The 20,906-nt window shown below is 74.4% G+C and carries 15 protein-coding genes; 8 read left to right on the forward strand and 7 right to left on the reverse strand.

Annotated features, from left to right (window positions below):
* Positions 1-83: 83 nt before the first annotated feature.
* Together erpA and PVK37_RS29060 are read right to left on the reverse strand one after the other, a co-directional pair.
* Positions 84-452 (reverse strand): iron-sulfur cluster insertion protein ErpA, encoded by a 369-nt coding sequence (gene erpA, locus PVK37_RS29055; RefSeq protein ID WP_275031003.1) that lies wholly within the window; start codon positions 450-452, stop codon positions 84-86.
* A 281-nt stretch (positions 453-733) separates the two neighbouring features.
* Positions 734-1,894, reverse strand: coding sequence for a glycerate kinase family protein (locus tag PVK37_RS29060; protein ID WP_275031004.1), 1,161 nt, complete (start codon positions 1,892-1,894; stop codon positions 734-736).
* 44 nt (positions 1,895-1,938) lie between these two features.
* Between PVK37_RS29060 and nadA the strand changes: the two genes are divergently transcribed.
* The 3 genes from nadA to PVK37_RS29075 all read left to right on the forward strand — a co-directional run bounded on the left by nadA (position 1,939) and on the right by PVK37_RS29075 (position 5,460).
* Positions 1,939-3,114: a quinolinate synthase NadA gene (gene nadA, locus PVK37_RS29065; RefSeq protein ID WP_275031005.1), complete on the forward strand. Its 1,176-nt coding sequence runs from the start codon at positions 1,939-1,941 to the stop codon at positions 3,112-3,114.
* Between the two features lie 224 nt (positions 3,115-3,338).
* Positions 3,339-4,694: a UDP-N-acetylglucosamine 1-carboxyvinyltransferase gene (murA, locus tag PVK37_RS29070; protein ID WP_341483404.1), complete on the forward strand. Its 1,356-nt coding sequence runs from the start codon at positions 3,339-3,341 to the stop codon at positions 4,692-4,694.
* Positions 4,695-4,827: 133 nt separating this feature from the next.
* The gene (locus PVK37_RS29075; RefSeq protein ID WP_275031006.1) at positions 4,828-5,460 is read left to right on the forward strand and encodes a DUF3043 domain-containing protein; all 633 of its coding nucleotides are present in this window, start codon (positions 4,828-4,830) and stop codon (positions 5,458-5,460) included.
* Between the two features lie 10 nt (positions 5,461-5,470).
* Here the strand turns inward: PVK37_RS29075 and PVK37_RS29080 are convergent, their stop codons facing one another.
* From PVK37_RS29080 to PVK37_RS29090, 3 genes are read right to left on the reverse strand one after another with little or no spacing between them, the layout of a single operon-like run.
* The gene (locus tag PVK37_RS29080) at positions 5,471-6,481 is read right to left on the reverse strand and encodes an ABC transporter ATP-binding protein (protein WP_275031007.1); all 1,011 of its coding nucleotides are present in this window, start codon (positions 6,479-6,481) and stop codon (positions 5,471-5,473) included.
* Positions 6,478-7,293, reverse strand: coding sequence for an ABC transporter permease (locus PVK37_RS29085; protein ID WP_275031008.1), 816 nt, complete (start codon positions 7,291-7,293; stop codon positions 6,478-6,480). The genes PVK37_RS29080 and PVK37_RS29085 overlap by 4 nt, the downstream gene beginning before the upstream one ends.
* Positions 7,286-8,137: an ABC transporter permease gene (locus PVK37_RS29090; protein ID WP_423790966.1), complete on the reverse strand. Its 852-nt coding sequence runs from the start codon at positions 8,135-8,137 to the stop codon at positions 7,286-7,288. The genes PVK37_RS29085 and PVK37_RS29090 overlap by 8 nt, the downstream gene beginning before the upstream one ends.
* 161 nt (positions 8,138-8,298) lie before the next feature.
* Between PVK37_RS29090 and PVK37_RS29095 the strand changes: the two genes are divergently transcribed.
* Together PVK37_RS29095 and PVK37_RS29100 are read left to right on the forward strand one after the other, a co-directional pair.
* Entirely contained in the window at positions 8,299-13,599 is a 5,301-nt protein-coding gene (locus PVK37_RS29095; protein ID WP_275031010.1) for a WG repeat-containing protein, read from the forward strand.
* 110 nt (positions 13,600-13,709) lie between these two features.
* Positions 13,710-14,708 carry an aldo/keto reductase family protein gene (locus PVK37_RS29100; RefSeq protein ID WP_275031011.1) on the forward strand — a complete coding sequence of 333 codons (999 nt, stop codon included), beginning with the start codon at positions 13,710-13,712 and terminating at the stop codon, positions 14,706-14,708.
* A gap of 58 nt (positions 14,709-14,766) precedes the next feature.
* On the opposite strand, the gene PVK37_RS29105 is transcribed toward PVK37_RS29100, so the two are convergent.
* Together PVK37_RS29105 and PVK37_RS29110 are read right to left on the reverse strand one after the other, a co-directional pair.
* On the reverse strand, positions 14,767-15,558 hold the full coding sequence (locus PVK37_RS29105; RefSeq protein ID WP_275031012.1) for a site-2 protease family protein: 792 nt from the start codon (positions 15,556-15,558) through the stop codon (positions 14,767-14,769).
* On the reverse strand, positions 15,558-15,758 hold the full coding sequence (locus tag PVK37_RS29110; protein ID WP_275031013.1) for a hypothetical protein: 201 nt from the start codon (positions 15,756-15,758) through the stop codon (positions 15,558-15,560). Before PVK37_RS29110 ends, PVK37_RS29105 begins: the two co-directional genes overlap by 1 nt.
* Before the next feature lie 369 nt (positions 15,759-16,127).
* Here PVK37_RS29110 and PVK37_RS29115 point away from each other — a divergent pair, with 369 nt between their 5' ends.
* The 3 genes from PVK37_RS29115 (at position 16,128) to PVK37_RS29125 (ending at position 20,900) form a co-directional block, all read left to right on the forward strand.
* Positions 16,128-17,963, forward strand: a complete 1,836-nt coding sequence (locus PVK37_RS29115; RefSeq protein ID WP_275035270.1) for an AMP-dependent synthetase/ligase — start codon at positions 16,128-16,130, stop codon at positions 17,961-17,963.
* Between the two features lie 89 nt (positions 17,964-18,052).
* Entirely contained in the window at positions 18,053-20,137 is a 2,085-nt protein-coding gene (gene cobU, locus PVK37_RS29120; protein WP_275031014.1) for a bifunctional adenosylcobinamide kinase/adenosylcobinamide-phosphate guanylyltransferase, read from the forward strand.
* Complete coding sequence (locus PVK37_RS29125) at positions 20,127-20,900, forward strand: adenosylcobinamide-GDP ribazoletransferase (protein WP_275031015.1); 774 nt, start codon at positions 20,127-20,129, stop codon at positions 20,898-20,900. Before cobU ends, PVK37_RS29125 begins: the two co-directional genes overlap by 11 nt.
* The last annotated feature ends 6 nt before the right edge of the window (positions 20,901-20,906 follow it).

A 20,906-nucleotide genomic window follows, 5' to 3' on the forward strand; every position in this document is an offset into this window, starting at 1 on the left:
GGACACGGACCCGGACACGGAACGGCGCGGGTCACCCCCGTCGATCGGGGACGACCCGCGCCGGAAGACCGGGCTGGGACGGCTCAGCTGAACGAGTCGCCGCAGGCGCAGGAGCTACCCGCGTTCGGGTTGTCGATGGTGAAGCCCTGGGCGTCGATCCGGTCGGCGAAGTCGATGGTCGCCCCGGCCAGGTAGGGCGCGCTCATCCGGTCGACGACGACCTCGACACCACCGAAGTCGCTGACGACGTCACCGTCGAGCGAACGCTCGTCGAAGAAGAGCTGGTACCGCAGGCCGGAGCAGCCGCCCGGCTGCACCGCGACCCGGAGCCGCAGGTCGTCGCGGCCCTCCTGCTCGATCAGGGCCTTGACCTTCTGCGCCGCGACGTCGGTGAGGACGACGGACGTGGGGGCCTTGGCCTCGGTCGAGTCGGTCTGCGCTGGCGTGGTCACGTGGAATTCTCCCTGCGCGCGTCGGTGTGGTCGTCTCTGGCCAACTCCTCGCCGGTCCAGTTGATTCCCACTGTGGTCCAGAACCGATTGTAGGCCGCTGCGGCGGGACCGACCCGGCCGGCGGCCGGACCGACCCCGCCGGAGGCCGGGAGGCCGGGCCGAGCACCGGAAGACCGAACCCGACCGCCGGCAGGCCGGGCCGACCGCCGGGAGACCGCGCCCGACCGCCGGGAGGCCGGGCCGAGCACGGAGAGACCGGGCCAGCGGTCCGGGGACGCGGGTCAGCGGCTCCACTGGCGGGCCAGGCGGGCGCCCAGCGCGCGCAGTCCCTCCGCCGGGCGGGTCATCGCCGCCTCCAGCCCGCCGTGTTCCTCGCCACCGTAGTGCTCGACCAGGCTGTACGCGTCGGTCACGCCGGCCGAGGCGGCCTCCCGCCGGCCGGTGCTGACCCGACCGGCCAGCACCACGCACGGCACGCCCCGGTCCCGGGCCGCGCCGGCCACCCCGGCGACGACCTTGCCGCGCAGCGACTGGTGGTCGAAGGAGCCCTCCCCGGTGATCACCAGGTCGGCGGTGTCGAGCGCGGCGTCCAGCCCGATCGCCCGGGTGACCAGGCCGATCCCGGACTCGCACCGGCCGCCGAGGGCGAGGATCGCCGCGCCGAGGCCGCCGGCCGCGCCGCCGCCGGGCAGCGCGGCCAGGTCGGGCGGGCAGCCCGGCAGGTCCTTGACGAGTACGCCGGCGAAGCGCTCCAGGGCGGCGTCGAGCAGCAGCACGTCCGCCCGGCTGGCGCCCTTCTGCGGGCCGTACACGTTGCTGGCCCCGTGCAGGCCGAGCAGCGGGTTGTCCACGTCGGTGGCGGCGACCAGCACCGCGTCGCGCAGTCGGGGCGTACCGTCCAGGCCGGCGACGGCGGCCAGCGCGGCTCCCCCGTACGGCAGGGCGCGGCCGGCCTCGTCCAGCGGGGTCGCGCCGAGCGCGGCGAGCATCCCGGCGCCGGCGTCGTTGGTGCCGGAACCGCCCAGTCCGACCACCACCGTGCGCGCCCCGCTCTCCACGGCGGCGGTGACCAGCAGCCCCAGCCCGTACGAGGTGGTGGTCTTCGGGTCCCGCTCGGTGGCGTCGAGCAGGTGCAGCCCGCACGCCTGGGCGCTCTCCAGGTAGGCGGTCCCGTCGGCGGTGAGCAGGATCTCCCCGGCGGCGGGCCGGCCGAGCGGGTCGACGGTCGGTACCGGCACCCGCCGGCCGCCGAGCGCGTCGGCGAGGACGGCCACGAACCCTGGCCCGCCGTCGGCCAGGGGACGGATGAGGAGTTCGTCACCGTCGGCGACCTCGCGCCAGCCGGCGGCGACCGCGTGGGCCACCTCCTGGGCTGGGAGGGTACCGGCGAACTTGTCCGGACAGAGGAGCACACGCATGCCCAGCAGTGTGCCAGCCCACATCGGGGAAAGCGGTGTCCTGGTCAGCTTGTGGGACCATGGGGGGCGTGACTTCGACCTGGGTGGAACCCTCGAACACCGCGACGGCGCTGCTGCTGCTCGGCCGGGGCAGCGATCCTGCCACCGAGCGTGGCGTGGAGTGTCCGGGTGACCTGCCGGCCCCGAGCGACCCGGATCTGGTGGCCCGCGCGGCGGCGGCCAAGGCGGCGCTGGGCGACAGGGTGTTCGTGCTGGGGCACCACTACCAGCGCGACGAGGTGATCCAGTTCGCCGACGTGACCGGCGACTCGTTCAAGCTGGCCCGGGAAGCGGCGGCCCGCCCGGACGCGGAGTACATCGTCTTCTGCGGTGTGCACTTCATGGCCGAGAGCGCGGACATCCTCACCTCGGACGCGCAGCGGGTGATCCTGCCCGACCTGGCCGCCGGCTGCTCGATGGCCGACATGGCGGTGTTGTCGCAGGTCGAGACCGCCTGGGACGTGCTGACCGAGCTGGGCGTGGCCGCCGGCACCGTCCCGGTGACGTACATGAACTCCTCGGCCGACATCAAGGGCTTCGTCGGCCGTAACGGCGGGGTGGTCTGCACCTCGTCCAACGCCAAGCGGGCCCTGGACTGGGCGTACGAGCAGGGCGAGCGGGTGCTCTTCCTGCCCGACCAGCACCTCGGCCGGAACACGGCCGTGCTGGAGCTGGGCTTCGCGCTGGACGACTGCGTGCTCTACGACCCGCACAAGCCGAACGGCGGGCTCACCCCGGAGCAGCTGCGCGACGCGAAGATGATCCTGTGGCGCGGGCACTGCTCGGTGCACGGCCGGTTCACCCTGGACAGCGTCAACGACGTGCGGGACCGTGTCCCCGGGGTGAACGTGCTGGTGCATCCGGAGTGCCGGCACGAGGTGGTCGTCGCCGCCGACCAGGTCGGCTCCACCGAGTACATCATCAAGACCATCGAGGCGGCCCCGGCCGGGTCGGCCTGGGCGGTCGGCACCGAGCTGAACCTGGTCCGCCGGCTGGCGCTGGCCCACCCGGACAAGCAGATCATGTTCCTCGACAAGGCGGTCTGCTACTGCTCCACGATGAACCGGATCGACCTGCCGCACCTGGTCTGGGCGCTGGAGGAACTGGTCGCCGGCCGAGTGGTGAACCAGATCACGGTCGATGCGGACACCGCCCACCACGCCCGGGTGGCGCTGGACCAGATGCTGGCCCTGCCCGGGGCCTGACCACCTGCCGGTACTCACGGTGACCGATGGGGTACTGATACGTGCCCCGATCACCCTTTCATGACATCCGATCCGGTCTGCCCGGGTCGGATTCGTCACCGAGGGCTATGCTGCCGGAGCGACGACTGATCGTGCCGTCTGGCAACGGCCGCAGTCCGGGTAGCGACGAGTCGCCGGCCCCCTCAATCACCCCACACGGCAGCACCGACGCGCTGGAGGTTGCGTTGACCAACGACGTCCTGGTCGTACACGGAGGATCTCCGCTGCAAGGGCGGATCCGCGTGCGCGGCGCGAAGAACCTGGTCTCCAAGGCGATGGTCGCCGCCCTGCTCGGCGACAGCCCGAGCCGGCTCTTCGACGTTCCGAAGATCCGGGACGTCGAGGTGGTCCGCGGGCTGCTCGGCCTGCACGGCGTGAAGGTCAGCGACGGCCAGGAGAACGGCGAACTCGTCTTCGACCCGGCGAACGTGGAGAGCGCCAGCACCGACCAGATCAACGTGCACGCCGGTTCCAGCCGGATCCCGATCCTGTTCTGCGGGCCGCTGCTGCACCGGCTCGGCCACGCGTTCATCCCGGACCTGGGTGGCTGCCACATCGGTCCCCGGCCGATCGACTTCCACCTCCAGGCGCTGCGCGAGTTCGGCGCCACGGTCGACAAGACCCCGGAGGGGCTGCACCTGTCCGCGCCGAACGGGCTGCACGGCACCAAGTTCGCGCTGCCGTACCCGAGCGTGGGCGCGACCGAGCAGGTGCTGCTGACCGCGGTGATGGCCGAGGGCGTCACCGAGCTGCGCAACGCGGCCGTCGAGCCGGAGATCATCGACCTGATCTGTGTGCTCCAGAAGATGGGCGCGATCATCAAGGTGCACACCGACCGGGTGATCGAGATCCAGGGCGTGCCGAAGCTGCACGGCTACACGCACCGGCCCATCCCGGACCGGATCGAGGCGGCCAGCTGGGCGGCGGCGGCCCTGGCCACCCGGGGGCACGTCGAGGTGCTCGGTGCGCAGCAGGCCGACATGATGACCTTCCTGAACGTGTTCCGGTCGGTCGGCGGCGAGTACGAGGTCACCGACACCCGGCCGCCGCGCCTGGGTGACGCCGGCCAGGAGGGCGGCATCCGGTTCTGGCACCCGGGCGGCGAACTGCACGCCACCGCGCTGGAGACCGACGTGCACCCCGGTTTCATGACCGACTGGCAGCAGCCGCTGGTGGTCGCGTTGACCCAGGCCCGGGGCCTGTCGATCGTCCACGAGACGGTCTACGAGCAGCGGCTCGGCTACACCGAGGCGCTCAACTCGATGGGCGCGAACATCCAGGTCTACCGGGACTGCCTGGGCGGTACCCCGTGCCGGTTCGGCCGGCGGAACTTCAAGCACTCCGCGGTGATCGCCGGCCCGAGCAAGCTGCACGCCGCCGACCTGGTCATCCCGGACCTGCGCGCCGGGTTCAGCCACCTGATCGCGGCGCTCGCCGCCGAGGGCACCTCCCGGGTGTACGGCGTCGACCTGATCAACCGGGGTTACGAGGACTTCGAGGCGAAGCTCGCCGACCTGGGCGCGCACGTCGAGCGTCCCTGAAGGCGGAGGGCGGAAGGATGACGACGGACGGCGCGGGCACCCCTGACGCCGCACGCCGAGCGTCCCTGACGCCCGTCCGGTCACGCCCGTCGGCGTAACCTGGCTCACCCCGTACGGCGGCCGGTGCACCGTGATGTGCACCGGCCGCTCGCGTTTGGCTACCCTTCACCTCGTGCCTTCGCTGTTTCGCCGCAAGTCCACCGCCACCGTCGACGAGCCCGTCACCGAGGTGACGACGGACGAGACGTCCACGCGCCCCCGGGGCTACACGCCGGCCAAGGGGCGCGAGACCCCGAAGCGTCCGGTGGCCGGCCGGCGCCCACCCTCGGCGGTCAAGCCGTTGAGCAAGGAGGAGTCGAAGGAGCGGCGGCGACAGTTGCGCGCCGAGGCTGCGGCGGAGTTCCGCCGGGAGGGCGGCCCCCGGGACCGGGGGCCGGAGCGGCTGCTCGCGCGGAACGTGGTCGACTCCCGGCGTACCGTGGGCACCTGGTTCTTCGGTGGCGCGCTGATCGTGCTGATCGGCTCGTCGGCGGCGATGCCGCCCACCGTCCGGCTGGTGTCCAACCTGCTCTGGGCGGCCCTGGCGATCGGTGTGGTGATCGATTCGGTGCTGATCTCCCGGAAGATCAAGAAGCTGGTCCGGGAGCGTTACCCGAACACCGGCCAGCGGATGGGCTCGCTCTACCTGTACGCGATCATGCGGTCGATCACCTTCCGCCGGATGCGTGCCCCCGCTCCCCGGGTGAACCTGGGCGACCCGGTCTGAGCGCAGCCTTTCAGGCGGTCCGGGCCGCCGGGCCCGGCCTCCTCGGTCCGGGTACGTCCGGCTCGGCCCGGTACATCCGGGCGACCACGTCCTCGATGTCCGGTTCGACGATGGAGATGTCGCGCAGGGTGGCCAGCCCGGCCAGCCCGGCGACCACCTCGGCCGCGCTCGCCGTCTCCAACGCGTAGACCAGCCGGTGCCCGTCGGCCTCGGTGCGCAGCAACGGCGCGCCCGGCGGGGCCGGCGGCTCGGGCAGCGCCACGTCCAGTTCGGCGACGACCAGCCGGCGCGAACCGTACCGGTCGTGCAGGGCGGCGATGGTGCCGTCGTGCACCACCCGACCGTGGTCGATGACCACGAGCCGGGCGCAGAGCCGCTCGATGTCGGCCAGGTCGTGGGTGGTGAGCACCAGGGTGGTGTCGCCGGTACGCCCCAGCTCGGCGAGGAAACCCCGGACGGCCTGCCGGCTCACCACGTCCAGCCCGATGGTCGGCTCGTCCAGGAACAGCACCTGTGGGCCGTGCAGCAGGGCGGCGGTCAGCTCGCCGCGCATCCGCTGCCCGAGCGAGAGCTGGCGGACCGGGATGTCCAGGAAGGCGTCCAGATCGAGCAGGTCGCGGCAGCGGCGCAGCCGGGCCCCGTGGTCGCCGGCCGGCACCCGGTAGACGTGCCGTAGCAGGTCGAACGAGTCGCGCAGCGGAAGATCCCACCACAGTTGCGACCGCTGACCGAACACCACGCCGATGTGCCGGGCCAGCCGGGTCCGTCGGGCCACCGGCGGCAGGCCGCAGACGCGCACCTCGCCGCCGGACGGGGTGAGCACCCCGGTCAGCATCTTCAGGGTGGTGGACTTGCCGGCCCCGTTCGGGCCGATGTAGCCGAGCATCTCGCCGCGCCGCACCACCAGGTCGACGCCGTCGACGGCGGTCACCACCCGCTTGTGCCGGCGCAGCCGGCCGGCCTTCACCCGGATGGTGAACTCCTTGCGCAGCCCGTGCGCCTCGATGACGTTCCCGCTCATGATCCTGTACTCCGGTAGTGTCGGACGCCGGTCCGCCAGGCCACGGCGGCGAGCGCGGCGGCGAGCAGCGCGATGCCCGGTGAGGTCCAGCCCACCCAGGCCGGCAGGCCGAGCGGGTCGGTCCGGCCGAGCAGCGCCAGCGCCGGCTGGTAGCTGACGAAGGCGAAGCCCAGCCCGTACGCGAAGACCGCGCGGAACCAGCCGCCGAAGACCGTCACCGGGTACGAGGTGAAGTCCCGCCCGCCGTAGGTGACCGAGTTCGCCAGCTCGCCCGACTCGACCCAGTAGAACGAGACGGTGGCGGTGGCGACGAAGACCGCGCCGAAGAAGACCACCCCGGCCACCGGGGCGAGCACCACCAGCACCGCCCGGCCCGGCGTCCAGTCCAGGTCGGCGGTGCCGACCGCCACCACCAGCACGACCAGCCCGAACAGCGACCGGGACACCTTGCGCAGCGGCAGGTCCATCAGCAGCAGTTGCGGCAACGCGCCCAGCGGACGCAGCAGCACCGCGTCGAACAGGCCGGTCCGGACGTACCGGGGCAGCCGTTCGATGTTGCCGACCAGCAGGTCGGCGGTGGCGAACGAGCAGGCCGACAGGGCGACCATCACCAGCACCTCACGCAGGGTGAAACCGCCGAGTTCGCGGGTGACGCCGAACAGCACGAACACGGTGAGCACGTCGAAGACCACGGCCCCGACGTTGCCGACCAGGTCCACCACGAACGACACCCGGTACGCGGTCTGCGAGCGGGCCTGCGCGCCGAGCAGCGCCCGGTACGCGCCGAGGGCGGTGCCGGCCGGTTCAGCCACCCTGCACCACCAGCCGGCGCTCGGCGCGGCGCTGCACCACCCGGCATCCCGCCAGCACCACCGCCACCCAGCACGCCTGCCCCCCGACCAGCGCGAACTGCACCGCCGGCGGGTCCACCTCGACCAGTACGTCGAGCGGGGCCTGGAACAGACCCGGGAACGGGGTGAGAATCCACAATGCCTGGTACAGCCCCTCCGGCAGGAAACGCAGCGGGAAGTACAGGCCGGCCAGCACGCCCGAGCTGAGCGTCCACAGGATCATCGGACCACGGACGTCGTGCAGCCAGTAGGCGGTGGCGTTGACCAGGTACCGACAGCCGAAGCAGAGCACCACGGCGAGGACCACCGAGAGCGGGAAGAGCACGGCGGTGGACCAGCGGTGCGGCAGGTACACGTCGAAGAAGACCGGACCGACCAGCACCGGCGGGAGCAGCCGGGCCAGCACCGCGTACCCGGCCCGCCCCAGGTCGGCGGCGAGGTAGCTGGTCACCGGGTGGACCGGGCGGAGCAGGTCACCCACCACGTCGCCGGTGCGGACCCGGTCGGCCAGCTCGGTCCAGCCCCACAGCAGCACCACCGCGAGCAGGCCCTGCCCCATCCAGACGAAGGTGGCCAGCCGGGCCGGGTCGTAGCCGGCGACCGTCCCGGCCCCGGCGGCCACGGCGAGCAGCAGGTAGCACCTGAGGAACCCGAAGACGGTGTTGGTGACCACTCCGGCCACCGCAGCCTGCCGATATGTGGCGTACCGCCGGAAACCCGATCCGGCTATCGCGGCAAATGTCCGAAACCATAGGATAACGTTTGGGTGCGGAGCCGGTCCCACAGTGGCGGTGACGGAGCCCACGCCGTTACCCTCCTTCCGCAGCCACGCAGTGCCGGACCGGGCGACTCTACCGACGCGCCGGGCAGCCAGCGCGAGAATTTCCAACGAGGTGACACCGCCGTGAGCGACCGACGCGATCCGGCCCCCCGGGCGCGGCGCGCGGGCGGCCCAGAGGTCACCACGTGAGCGGGTACGACCGGTGGCGCGACCCCGGCGAACCGTCCTGGATGGTCGAACCGACCACCGAATGGCACCCCCAGTTCCCCGGGCAGCGCTACCCCGGCGACATCGGCATCCAGCAGGTCACGCCCCGCAGTTCCCGGGGCCGGGCCACCGCCACCGGCCGAGCCGAGGTCGTCCCGCTGGTCCCGGTCGACCCGGACGGCACCTACCGGGGCCGGCGCGGCTGGGACGACCACGGCGGCGACCCAGACGACCACGGACACCAGACGTGGTACGACCGCCACGGCGGGTCGGAACAGCAGCACCGCGGCGACGCTCGACACTCCCCCACCGACCCGTACGCCCGGCTGGCCGACCGGACGGACCGGCCACGTGACCCGCGTCCGGCCGGGCCGCCACCGCCGGCCGACCCCTGGCGCGGCGGCGCTCCCGCCCCCGCCGACACCTGGCACACCCCGCCCGGACGGCCGGTCGACCGGGACCCCGGACCGGAGTGGGAGCAGGGCGGCCGGCACGGTGGCCGTCCGCGCCCCGAGACCAGCGGACGTACGTTCCCAGAGACCGGCGGACGTACGTTCCCAGAGACCGGCGGACGTTCACACTCCGAGACCGGTGGACGGACATACCCCGAGGCCGGTGGACGGACCACCCCCGCCGGCCACGGTCGGTCGTACCCGCCGGTGTCACCCGCACCGGCCCCGGGCCGCGGCTGGATCTCCGAGCCGGAGGAGCACCGCCCGGCAGCCGGCCACCACCGGCACGGCGTACCGGAGGAGAGGCCGACCTCCCCGGCGGGCCGGTACGGCCCCCGGCCGCACGAGCCGGCACCCGGCCGCTACCGCGAGGACGACTGGGCCGGGCAGCGGCCCGGCACCGGCTGGGAGGTGCCGCGCGACCCGCACACCCCGGCGGACCGGTACGACCACCCGACCGACAGCCGGCCGCACCGGCCGCAGCAGCCACAGTCACAGTCGCCGAACCGGCCCGGGCCGCAGCCGAACCGGCCCGGGCCGCAGCCGAACCTGCCGTGGCCGGCGACCCGGGACACCGGCCCCGCCACCCAACCCTGGACCGGCCGACGCGACGACCCGCAGTCGGTGACCAGCCGGCACGACGAACCCCAGTCCTGGACCGGGCGACGCGACGAACCCCAGTCCTGGACCGGCCGGCACGACGACCCGCAGTCCTGGACCGGGCGGAGCGCCGATCCGCCCACCCAGCCGAGGCGGCCGGCCGACCCGGCACCGCCGACCCACCCGACGCCGCCGCACCAGCACGTCGACCGGGACGACCGCACCGGCACGTCGCCGTACCAGCGGTGGGCCCCCACCCCTGACAGCGTCCACCGGCAGCCGGGCCAGTGGCAGCCCCGTCCTCCCGAGAGCCAGTGGCCCGCCCAGCCTGCGGAGACCACCGGGCGGGACGCCTACCGCCCCCGGCCGCCCTCGACCCGCGACGACACCACCCACGCCGGTCCCGGCTGGTCCACAGACGCCGACGAGCACCCGCGTACCCACCCGCAGTCAGGGTGGGCCCCGGATCGGGAGGAACCAACCCGGCACGGAACGTACCGGGACCAGCACCCACCGACCGGGCGGACCGGCGTACCGCCCCGGCCGGCCACGGACTGGGAGTTCCGACCGGCGGCGCAGTACCCCGTCGGCCCGCCCCTGCCGGACGAGGACCGCCTGACGGCCGACGACTTCCGACCGGTCGACGACTTCCGACCGCGCGGACCTCGTCCGCCGGCCGAGCCAGCAACGACCGCCCCACCGGTCGAGCCCGCAGCTCCGCCGGTCGAGCCAGAGACGACCCTCGCACCGGCCGAATCCGCAGCCAAACCGGTCGCGCCGGGGACGACCGCCCCACCGGCCGAACCAGCAGCTCCACCGGTCGCGTCCGACGGAGCGGTCCCACCGGCCGTGCCAGAGACGACCGTCCCACCGGCCGCCCAGGCGACCGCCGCCGTACCTCCCGTCCCGGCCGGTCCACCACCGGTCGCCGACGATGTCACCGGGCCGGAGGGTCCCGCCGTCCCCGATGACCAGGGTGTCCACGCCGCTGTCCGCCCCCGTCCCGGGCCGGAGAACCTCGCTCCCCAGGTGCCGGACGTCACCGGCGACGACCGTGCGGGCCAGCGGCACATCTCGCCGGCAGCGGACGACACGGGGCCGGTGGTGGATCTCGACCGCCCCGGAACGGTCCGGGACGACGACCACCCGGGCCCGGGGCCGGACGCGCAGGATGCGTCGCCACCGGATGACCAGAACGCCGATCAGCCACCGGTCGCCGTACCCGTGGATCCGGTCACCGGCCGGGACACCGCGACGTCGCCAGCCCCGGCCGCGCCGGACGGCGACCCGACGGTCAGAGCGCACGGCGACCCGAACGCCGCGTCGGACGGCAACCCGACGGTGACCGTGGTCGCCGAACCGACGACGGATGACGGCCCGGTACCTGGGCCGGACGCCGAACCGACGGCGGCGGCCAGCACGCAGGTGCCGACTACCAAGGCAGACGACGGACCGGTGTCCGACGCGGACGGGTTGCCCCGCGAGAGCGAACAGGCGGCATCCGGCCCGGACGAACGACCGGCGTCCGGCGTGGAGGAACCACCAACGTTCGGCACCGACGGGCCATCGACGTCCGAGGAGCACGGTTCCCTGACGCCCGGTGCGGAGAAGAGCGAGCCGGCACCGATCGTCGCCACCTGGCACGAGGGCCTACCGGTAGCGCGGGTGTCTCCTGACGGGCCCACCCTGGCCGACCCGCCCGAGGTACCCACCCCGGCGGCTGCCAGCCCCTTCAGCGGGACGGTGACGCTCGACTGGATACCCGCCGCCGCAGCGGCGACGGAGCAGGTGCCGCAGCCGGTCACGTCGCCGACGGTTCCTGACGACACCTCGACGGAGCCCGCCGCAGAGCCTGTTCCGGTGGCGGTGTCCGACAGCCTGGACGGGGTAGGTCCCCCCACCGTCGTCGCGGCGCACGGCGAAGCCCCCGGCCCGGGGCCAGCCGCAGCGCCGCCGTCGGCCACCGCACCGTCGACCCCGGCACCTCCGGTTGCCACGCCGCCGACCGAGCAGCCGCCGCCGAGCGACGAGAAGCCCGCGACCGCACAGCCGCCGCCGAGCGACGAGAAGCCCGCGACCGCGCAGCAGCCGTCCACCGACGAGAAGTCGCAAGTCGACGGTAAGCCCTCGGCCGAGGGGGGACCGCAGGCCGACGGTAAGCCCTCGACCGAGCGGGAACCGCAGGCCGGGCAGCCCGCCGCCAGTGAGCAGCCGCCGGGCGACGCGGACGGCCCCGACGTGCCGCCGGCCGGGGAACCGACTCCCGGTGGGGAGTCGGCCGAGAACCTGGCGGTCGGTCCCGTGACGTCCGGGCCCCTGACGTCCGGAGGTGTGGAGGCCGGCCGGTCCGGTCTGGCGGGTACCCGACCGGAGCCGGCTCCGCAGCCCTCCATGGCCGTCACCGCCCAGGTCAGCCCTGCCCCGTCGAAGCCGACCCCGCCCGACCCCACGGCCGTCACCGCCCAGGTCAGCCCCGTCCCGTCGGAGCCGTCACCGCCGGCCCCCACGGCAGCCGGCCGGGTCGTCCCGACGCCCGAGCGGTCCGCCGCCCCGGTGACCATTGCGGCGGACGATCCGGCCGGGGCGGACGCCTGGTTCCGGCCGAAGCAGCGAGCCGTACCGCCCTCGTCCGAGCCGACCCCGGAACAGGACACGAGGGCCTCCGGCACCCCGTCGGAGCCGCTCGCCTCGGCCACGCCGACGCCACCGACCAGCCGGCCCGTCTCGACGCCACCGGCCCCGCCGGACTTCCGGCCCGTCTCGGCACCGCCGGCCTTCCCCGTGTCCGCACCGCCGGCCCGGCCGGTCTCCGGGCCGCCGGGCCAAGAAGCCGGCTCCCACCAGGGCGGACAGGTCCCGGGCGCACCGGTGCCCGGCGCAGACCTCCCGGTACGACCGTGGCCTGGACCCGCCGGCGCCGCGCAGCCGGACCCGGAGCAGTTGCTCACCGCGTACCGCTGGCGGTTGCACCCGCAGACGCTGCGTGAGGTGGTCGACGACCCGGACGGACTGCGGACCGTCCGGGCCGGCCTGACCGACAAGCTGGACAGCGCGGTCGACAACCGGTCCCGGGCCCGGCTGCTCAGCCTGCGGGCGGTGGTCTCCCGGCTGCTCGGTGACCTGGACGACGCTCTCGACGACGGACGGCTCGCCCTCACCTACGCCGAGGCGACGGGTGAACTGCGGCGAACCGCGCTGGTGCAGGCCAGACTGGCCCGGGTGCTCCAGTGGCGCGGCGAGTACGCCGAGGCGGACCGGTTGCTGGCTCGGGCGAACTCGCCGGAGCTACCGGACCGGCTGCGGGCCACCCTGCACGAGCACTTCGCCCGCTCGTGCCACGAGCAGGGCCGGCTCGTCGAGGCCTGCCAGCATTTCGAGCTGGCGCTGAACCTGCGTCGGGGCGAGGACCGGGAACTGATCGCCCGTACCGAGGTGGCGCTGGACGCGGTCCTCGCGAGAATCGAGCGGGACGGTTTCGGGCCGCTCCCCCGGCACCGCGACGAGATCCTCCAGACCGACCGGCCGCCGGTGCCCAGCCTCGACGAGGAAAGCGGACACTGGGGGTACGCCGACGCCGCCGGTGAGCTGGCCGTCGCCGCCCGGTACGCCGAGGTGCAGCCGTTCCGCGAGGGGGTCGCCTGGGTACGCCGCCCGGACGTCGACGGTTGGGAGCTGATCGACGCCACCGGCACGACCCTGATCGAACCGTCCTACCTGGCGGTCCGGTCGTTCTCCGACGGCCTGGCCTGGGTCTCCCGGGACGGGTCCGGTGGCTGGCTGGCGGTCGACACGGCGGACCGGGTGGTCGTCGCGGCGGCCTTCGACGACGTACGCCCGTTCCGGGGCGGTGTGGCGGCGGTGCGGGTGGCCGGCGGCTGGGGTGCGGTGGACCACTCGGGACAGTTGGTGGTGCCGCCCCGGTACGACGGGTTCACCACACCGCTGGCCGACGGCCGGTACGTCGACGGGTTCACCGAGGAGGGGCTGGCGGTGGTGGACCTCGGCGGTCGACGTGGCGTACTGGACCGGTCCGGTCGGATGCTGGTCCCGCCGACCCACTCCGCGCTGGTGATCCATCCGGTGGCGTTCCTGGTCCGGGACGGTGCGGGCCGGTGGGGCGCGTTGGACCGCCGGGGTGACCCGCTGATCGAGCCGGCGCACGGCAGCCGCGCCCGGGTGGCGGCCGAGATCGACCGGCTGCTGGCGGACGCCAACCCGCTGCTCTGACCGCCATCGGCAACACGCCCGGCACCGCCACCGGCGTGCCGCCGGGCGGAGCCGCCGGGCCGGTCGGGGCGTGCCGGGTGGCCGGTCGGCGCGCGGGCTAGGGTCGAGGAATGGAATTCCGACACCTGGGCCGCTCGGGCCTGCTGGTCAGCGAGATCTCGTACGGCAACTGGATCACCCACGGGTCGCAGGTCGAGGAGGACGCGGCGCTGGCCTGCGTCCGGGCCGCCCTCGACGTGGGCATCACCACCTTCGACACCGCCGACGTGTACGCCGGCACCCGGGCCGAGGAGGTCCTCGGCCGGGCGCTCAGCGGCGAACGCCGGGAGGGGCTGGAGATCTTCACGAAGGTCTTCTGGCCGACCGGGCCGGGCCGCAACGACCGGGGTCTGTCCCGCAAGCACATCATGGAGTCGATCAACGGTTCGCTGCGCCGGCTACGGACCGACTACGTGGACCTCTACCAGGCCCACCGGTACGACTACAGCACGCCGCTGGAGGAGACGATGGAGGCGTTCGCCGACATCGTGCACTCCGGCAAGGCGCACTACATCGGCGTCTCCGAGTGGAAGGCGTCGCAGATCCGCGAGGCCCACCAGCTCGCCCGCGAGCTGCGCATCCCGCTGGTCTCCAACCAGCCGCAGTACTCGATGCTGTGGCGGGTGATCGAGGCCGAGGTGGTCCCCACCAGCGAGGAGCTGGGCGTGGGCCAGATCGTCTGGTCGCCGATGGCGCAGGGCGTGCTGTCCGGCAAGTACCTGCCGGGGCAGCCGCCGCCGGCCGGTTCCCGGGCCACCGACGAGAAGTCGGGCGCGACGTTCATCGCCAAGTTCCTCACCGACGAGGTGCTCGGCACCGTGCAGCGGCTCAAGCCGCTCGCCGAGCAGGCCGGGCTGAGCATGGCCCAGCTCTCGATCGCCTGGGTGCTGCAGAACCCGAACGTCTCCTCGGCGATCGTCGGCGCGTCCCGCCCGGAGCAGGTGCACGACAACGTCAAGGCGGCCGGCGTGAAGCTCGAAGCCGACCTGCTCAAGGCCATCGACGAGATCGTCAACCCGATCGTCGAGCGGGACCCGGCCAAGACCGAGAGCCCGGCGCAGCGGCCGTGAGGCGTACCGGCCCGGGGTCTGTCAGCAGGCCCCGGGCCGGGTCACGTCGGAACCCGGGTCAGCCCTGCCAGAAGCGGATCAGGTCGAGGCCGTACGCGTAGAGCGGGGCCGGCAGACCGAGGGCGTCCCCGACGGTGAAGACCGCGCCGAAGAACCATCCGCTGATCCTCGGGTTCCACAGCAGCCCGAAGAGCAGGATGAACCCGAACGGGGCGAAGAGGTCGTACATCCGTCGCCACTGCGGGTTGAGCCACGGCTGGATCATGTTGCCGCCGTCCAGACCGGGCACCGGTAGCAGGTTGAGCGCGCTGGCGGTCAACTGGAGGAAGGCCAGCAACGCCAGGGCCGCCAGGAACTCCAGCGGCGCCGAGCCGATCAGCCGCAACACCACGATCAGTACCAGCGTGAACAGCACGTTGGTGGCCGGCCCGGCCAGGCTGACCAGGGTGTGTCGCAGCCGCCCGGGGATCTCGTGCCGGTCCACCCAGACCGCGCCACCGGGCAGCCCGATCCCGCCGAGGAGCACGACCACCACCGGCAGCACGATCGACAGCAGCGGGTGACTGTACTTCAGCGGGTTCAGGGTCAGGTAGCCACGGTGCGCCACCCCCCGGTCACCGGCCCGGAAGGCGACGATCGCGTGCGCGTACTCGTGCAGGCACAGCGAGACCAGCCAACCGGAGACCACGAACAGGAAGACGTCCACCCGGACGTTGCCGATCCGGTGCCAGGTGAGCACGGCGCTGGTGACGAAGACCGCGACCAGGGCCAGGAAGACCGGGCTGGGCCGGAACGCCGCCCGGGGCACGCCGAGGACCAGCCGCTCGCCGCCCGGACGGTCGTATCCCATCACTCCGCCGCGGGTGCCAGGCTCATCCGGTACTCGACCCGGTCGTCCTCGACCAGTTCGACGGAGGTGACGCCGGAGGAGGCGAGCTCCCGCCAGACCTGACCGATCCAGGATTCGGCGTCCGCCTGGCTGCTGAACGTCTCGGCCGGTCCCTCCGCCGACTCACCGTTCGCGCCCTCGTACCGCCAGCTCCACGGCATGCCGTGTCTCCCCTCGCTGTTGCGTCCCGCCCGGGACGGCCGTTGCCAGCCTAGTCGGCGACGCCCCGGTTCACGGATGCCCGTCCTGCCTCCCGTACCCGGAATCCGACCACCACCCGACGTGCCGGACCGGCGGGCGGCGCGCGACACCGGACCGGCGGGCGGCGTGCCGGGGTCCGCGTGGGACGGGCCGGACCGGCGGGCCGCGCTAGCACCCGGGCGCGCGGCGGCGCAGTGGTTTGCGCGTTCGCCCGCGCGCCGGCCCGCCGGGCGGCGACGATCGACCCGGGCCGTCCCGCCCCGACGACGGGCCGGGAACCCACCGGGCCACCTCCGGCGGGCGGCGGGGCCGGACACGGAGGTGTGGTGGTGCGGGACGAGGCGGTGGCGGCGGTGGTCACCGGCACCGGGTCGGCCGGGCTGGCCGACCCGGTGTGGGAGAACGCCCGCCGGACCCCGGAGGCGGTGCTGTTCGTCCGTCCCGACCCGGACCCCCGGGCCTGGCCGACCGACCGGTCCCCGGTGGGCGGCGCTGCCCGGCCGGTGACCTGCCGGGAGTTCCGCGACGAGGTGCTCGCGGTGGCGCGGGGCCTGGTGGCGGCAGGCGTGAACGCCGGTGACCGGGTCGCGCTGATGAGCCGTACCCGCTACGAATGGACACTGGTCGACTACGCCCTCTGGTCGATCGGCGCGGTGACCGTGCCGATCTACGACACGTCGAGCCCGGACCAGGTGGCCTGGATCCTCGCCGACTCGCAGGCGGTGGCCTGTGTGGTGGAGACGGCGGCCCACGCCGCGACGGTCACCGGCCTGCGGGCCGACCTGCCGGCGCTGCGGCACCTCTGGCAGATCGACGCCGGAGACCTGATCGGGTTGGCCGGGCGGGGCGCTGCCGTCGACCCCGAAGCGGTGGCGGCCCGGCGCTGTACGGTCGGCGGCGACGACACCGCCACCATCGTCTACACCAGCGGCACCACGGGTCGCCCCAAGGGTTGCGTGCTGACCCACCGCAACATCCTGCTCGACGTCGGTAACGCCGTCGCCGTCCTGCCGGATCTGTTCCGGCCCGGTGCGTGCACCGTGCTGTTCCTGCCCCTGGCACACGCCTTCGCCCGGTTGGTGCAGGTGGGGGTGGTGCAGGTCGGCGCGACGATGGTGCACAGCGCCGAGCTGACCGGGGCGCTCGACCAGCTCCGGCGGCACCGTCCCACGTTCGTCCTGGCCGTGCCGAGGGTCTTCGAGAAGCTGCACGACCGGGCCCGGCAACGGGCCGCCGAGCAGGGCCGGGGCAGGCTGTTCGCGCTCGCCGAGCGGGTCGCGGTCCGGTACAGCCGGGAACTGGACACCGACGCCGGCCCCGGGCCGGCGCTGCGGCTGGCCCACCGGCTGCTCGACGTGGTCGTGTACCGGCGGCTGCGGGCGGTGCTCGGTGGCCGCTGCCGGCTGGCCATCATCGGCGGCGCACCGCTCGGTGCCGAGTCGGCGCACTTCTTCCGGGGTGCCGGCATCACCGTCCTGGAGGGGTACGGGCTGACCGAGACCTCGCCCGCGCTGACCGTCAACCGGCCCACGGCGCTGCGGATCGGTACGGTGGGCCGCCCGCTGCCCGGCGTCCGGATCGCGGTCGCCGCCGACGGTGAGGTCCTGGCCCGCGGTGCGGTGGTGTTCCGCGGGTACTGGCGCAACCCGGGGGCGACCCGGGACGCGTTCACCCCGGACGGCTGGCTGCGCACCGGCGACCTGGGCAGCCTCGACGACGACGGCTTCCTGTGGATCACCGGCCGGAAGAAGGAGATCATCGTGACCGCGTCGGGCAAGAACGTGGCCCCGGCGCCGATCGAGGACCAGATCCGTGCCCACCCCCTGGTCAGCCAGTGCGTGCTGGTCGGCGACGGGCGTCCGTACGTGGCCGCGCTGATCACCGTCGACCCGCAGGAGTGGCCCCGGTGGCTGGCCCGGCGCGGACGGCCGCAGGTGCCGGTGGCGGAGCTGCGGGACGACCCCGAGCTGCGCGCCGAGATCCAGACCGCGGTCGACCGGGCCAACCGGTCGGTTTCCCGGGCGGAGGCGGTCAAGACCTTCCGGGTGCTGGCCCGGGACCTCACCGAGGCCGACGGCGAACTCACCCCGACCTTGAAGGTCCGCCGCGAGGTGGTGCTGAACCGGTACGCCGCGGACATCGAGGCCCTCTATTCGGGCCGGTGAGCCACGCCACGGCCGGCACCGGCGGGGTCCGCCGGCCGCAGGCTCCCACCTCCCCGGTCGGGGCGCGGCCGGTGGCCTAAGGTACGGGCATGTCCGTAGACGGGTGGAACACGGTCCTGGTGCTCGGCGGTATCCGGTCCGGCAAGTCCGAGTTCGCCGAATCCCTGGTGGCGGGGGCGGCCACGGTCCGCTACGTGGCCACGGCGACGGGGGCGGACCTCGACGACGCCGAGTGGGCGGCCCGGATCGAGGCGCACCGCAGCCGCCGACCGGAGACCTGGACCACCGAGGAGACCGCCGACGAGCCCCGCCGGTTGGCCGACGTGATCGCATCGGCCCAGCCGCACGAGACGCTGCTCGTCGACGACCTGGGCGGCTGGGTGACGGTACTGCTCGACCCGGTGCACCAGCCGGCGGACGACACGGCCACCATCGCCGAGCTGGCGGCGGCGGTCCGCTCCTGCCCGGCCCGGCTGGTGCTGGTGAGCCCTGAGGTGGGGCTGTCGCTGGTGCCGACCACCCCGCTCGGCCGGGCCTTCACCGACGCGCTCGGCGCGGCCAACCGGGCGGTCGCCGACGCCTGTGACGCGGTCGCGCTGGTGGTCGCCGGGCAGCCGTGCTGGCTCAAGCCCGGTGCCCCGCTGCCTGGCGTACCCGGTCCGGCCCTGGCACCGGCCGCCGAGGGGCAGACCGTTGCCGCCGCCGGCCCGGCCGGTTCCGGTCACCGACCGGCCGGTCCCGCCGACGGCCCGATCGCCCCGGGCGACGGGGTCGCGGCGTCCCACCAGGGCGCGGCGTCCCACGGGGTGGGCGCGTCCGCCGGTTCCCACGGGGCCAGCGTGCCCGCCCAGGCCGGCCCGTCGGGTCCGGACGCGCTGGTCAGCACGACTACGCCGACCACCGGCCCGGCCCGGGTCACCGCCGACATCGCGCCGGGGGCGGTGTTGCCGGACGTGCTGACCCCGTCCGCCCCGTCCGCGCCGGAGCCGGCGGTCGGGTGGGCCGCGCCGACCATGGCCCTGCCGATGGTCGCCACCGGGCTGGTCATCCAGAACGGCATGGAGCTGCCCATGCCCGACGACTACGCCGGCCCGCAGGCCGTCGACCGGCTCGCCACCCTGGACCTGCCCGGTTCGGGGCTCGGGGTGCTGGAACGGGTGGTGGGCTTCGCCGCCGCCACCCAGGCCACCCCCACCCCGAGGCCCTGGAGCCAGGTACGCGTCCTGCTGCTGCACGGCGACCACGAGGGCGGAGCCGCCGCCGGCAGCGTGCCGGGCGAATCGGCCCGTCGGGCCGCGCAGGCCAGGGCCGGAGTCGGGGTACTGGCCCGGCTGGCGGCCGAGAACGGCGCGACCCTCCAGGTGGTGGACGCCCCCACCGCCGCTCCGATGGAGGACGGCCCGACGTTGACCGCCGACCAGGTCGAGTCGGCGCTGCGCTACGGCTGGCGGCTCGCCGAGGAGGCCGCCGACGTGGGCGTACAACTGCTGGTGCTGGCCGCCTGCGGGGCGGGCACCGAGGCGGCCGCGGCGGCGGTGCTGGCCGCGACCGCCGGGGCGGAACCGCCGGCGGTGCTGGGGCGGGTGATCGTGGACGGCGCGGTCGACGACCACGCGTGGATGATCCGCTGCGCGGCGGTCCGCGACGCGCTGCACCGCACCCGGCGCTCGTCCCGGGACGCGAAGGCGGTCCTGGCCGAGCTGGGCGGCGGTGACCTGGCGGTGGCGACCGGCATCCTGCTCGGCGCGACCGCCCGCCGGATCCCGGTGCTGCTCGACGGGCCGGTCGGGGTCGCCGCCGGCATGATCAGCCGGGATCTGGCCGGGCAGGCCCGGCACTGGTGCCTGCTGCCGGACCACGGCGGCCACCCGGCCGTCCGGCTCGCCGCCGACGTGCTGGGGCTGAACCCCCTGCTGGACCTGCGCCTCGACCTCGGCGAGGGCGCGAACGCGTTGGCCGCGTTGCCGCTGTTGCGGTCGGTGCTGGCGATGGCCGCCGTACTCCCCACCCGGGACGGCGACCACACCGACCGGCCGGCGGACAACGGGTTCGGCCCGGCGGACGACGAGGTGGATTTCGCCGAGCCGCAGCCGGCCGGGCCGGGACCGACCAGCACCTCCCCGGACGACGGGGACACGTCCACCACGGATCACCCCGGGCGGCATGGCGAGTGAGTTCCGCCTCGGCGCGGGGCTGCGGCTGGCGGTCACCACCTTCACCACCCTGCCGCTGCCCGCCGGCCGGATCGACCGGGCCGTCGCCGGGACGGCGATGGCGGTCGCCCCGCTGGTGGGTGCCGGGCTCGGCGTACTGCTGGGCGGGGTGCTGCTGGGGCTGGCCCAGGTCGCGCCGCCGCTGGTCGCCGCCGCGCTGACGGTCACCGTCGGCACGCTGGTCACCCGGGGACTGCACCTCGACGGGCTGGCCGACACCGTGGACGCGCTCGGGTCGTACCGGCGGGGACCGGCCGCGCTGGAGATCATGAAGAAGCCGGACGTGGGGCCGTTCGGGGTGGCCGCGCTGGTGCTCGTACTCCTGGTGCAGGCCGCTGTGCTCGCGGAGCTGGCCGCCCGACCGGGGCCGGCGGCGTTCGCGGCCGTGGTCGCGGCCACCGCCGCCGGCCGGTTGGGGGTCACCGTGGCCTGCCGGCGGGGCGTGCCGGCGGCCCGGCCGGACGGGCTCGGTGCACTGGTCGCCGGCACCGTCGGGCCGGTCGCGGTGCTCGCCGGCACGGTCGCCGTCGCGCTGGTGGCGGTCGCCGCGGTGCCGGGCCGCCCCTGGCAGGGGCCGCTCGCCGTACTCGCCGCGCTCACCGCCGTGCTGCTGCTCCTGCGCCACCTGGTACGCCGACTCGGCGGCGTCACCGGTGACGTGCTCGGCGCGGTCGTCGAGGTGACCACCACCGGGGTGTACGTCGGCGTCGTGCTGTCCGGCTGAAGAGTC

It is taken from the genome of Micromonospora cathayae (assembly GCF_028993575.1).
Classification (GTDB): Bacteria; Actinomycetota; Actinomycetes; order Mycobacteriales; family Micromonosporaceae; genus Micromonospora; species Micromonospora cathayae.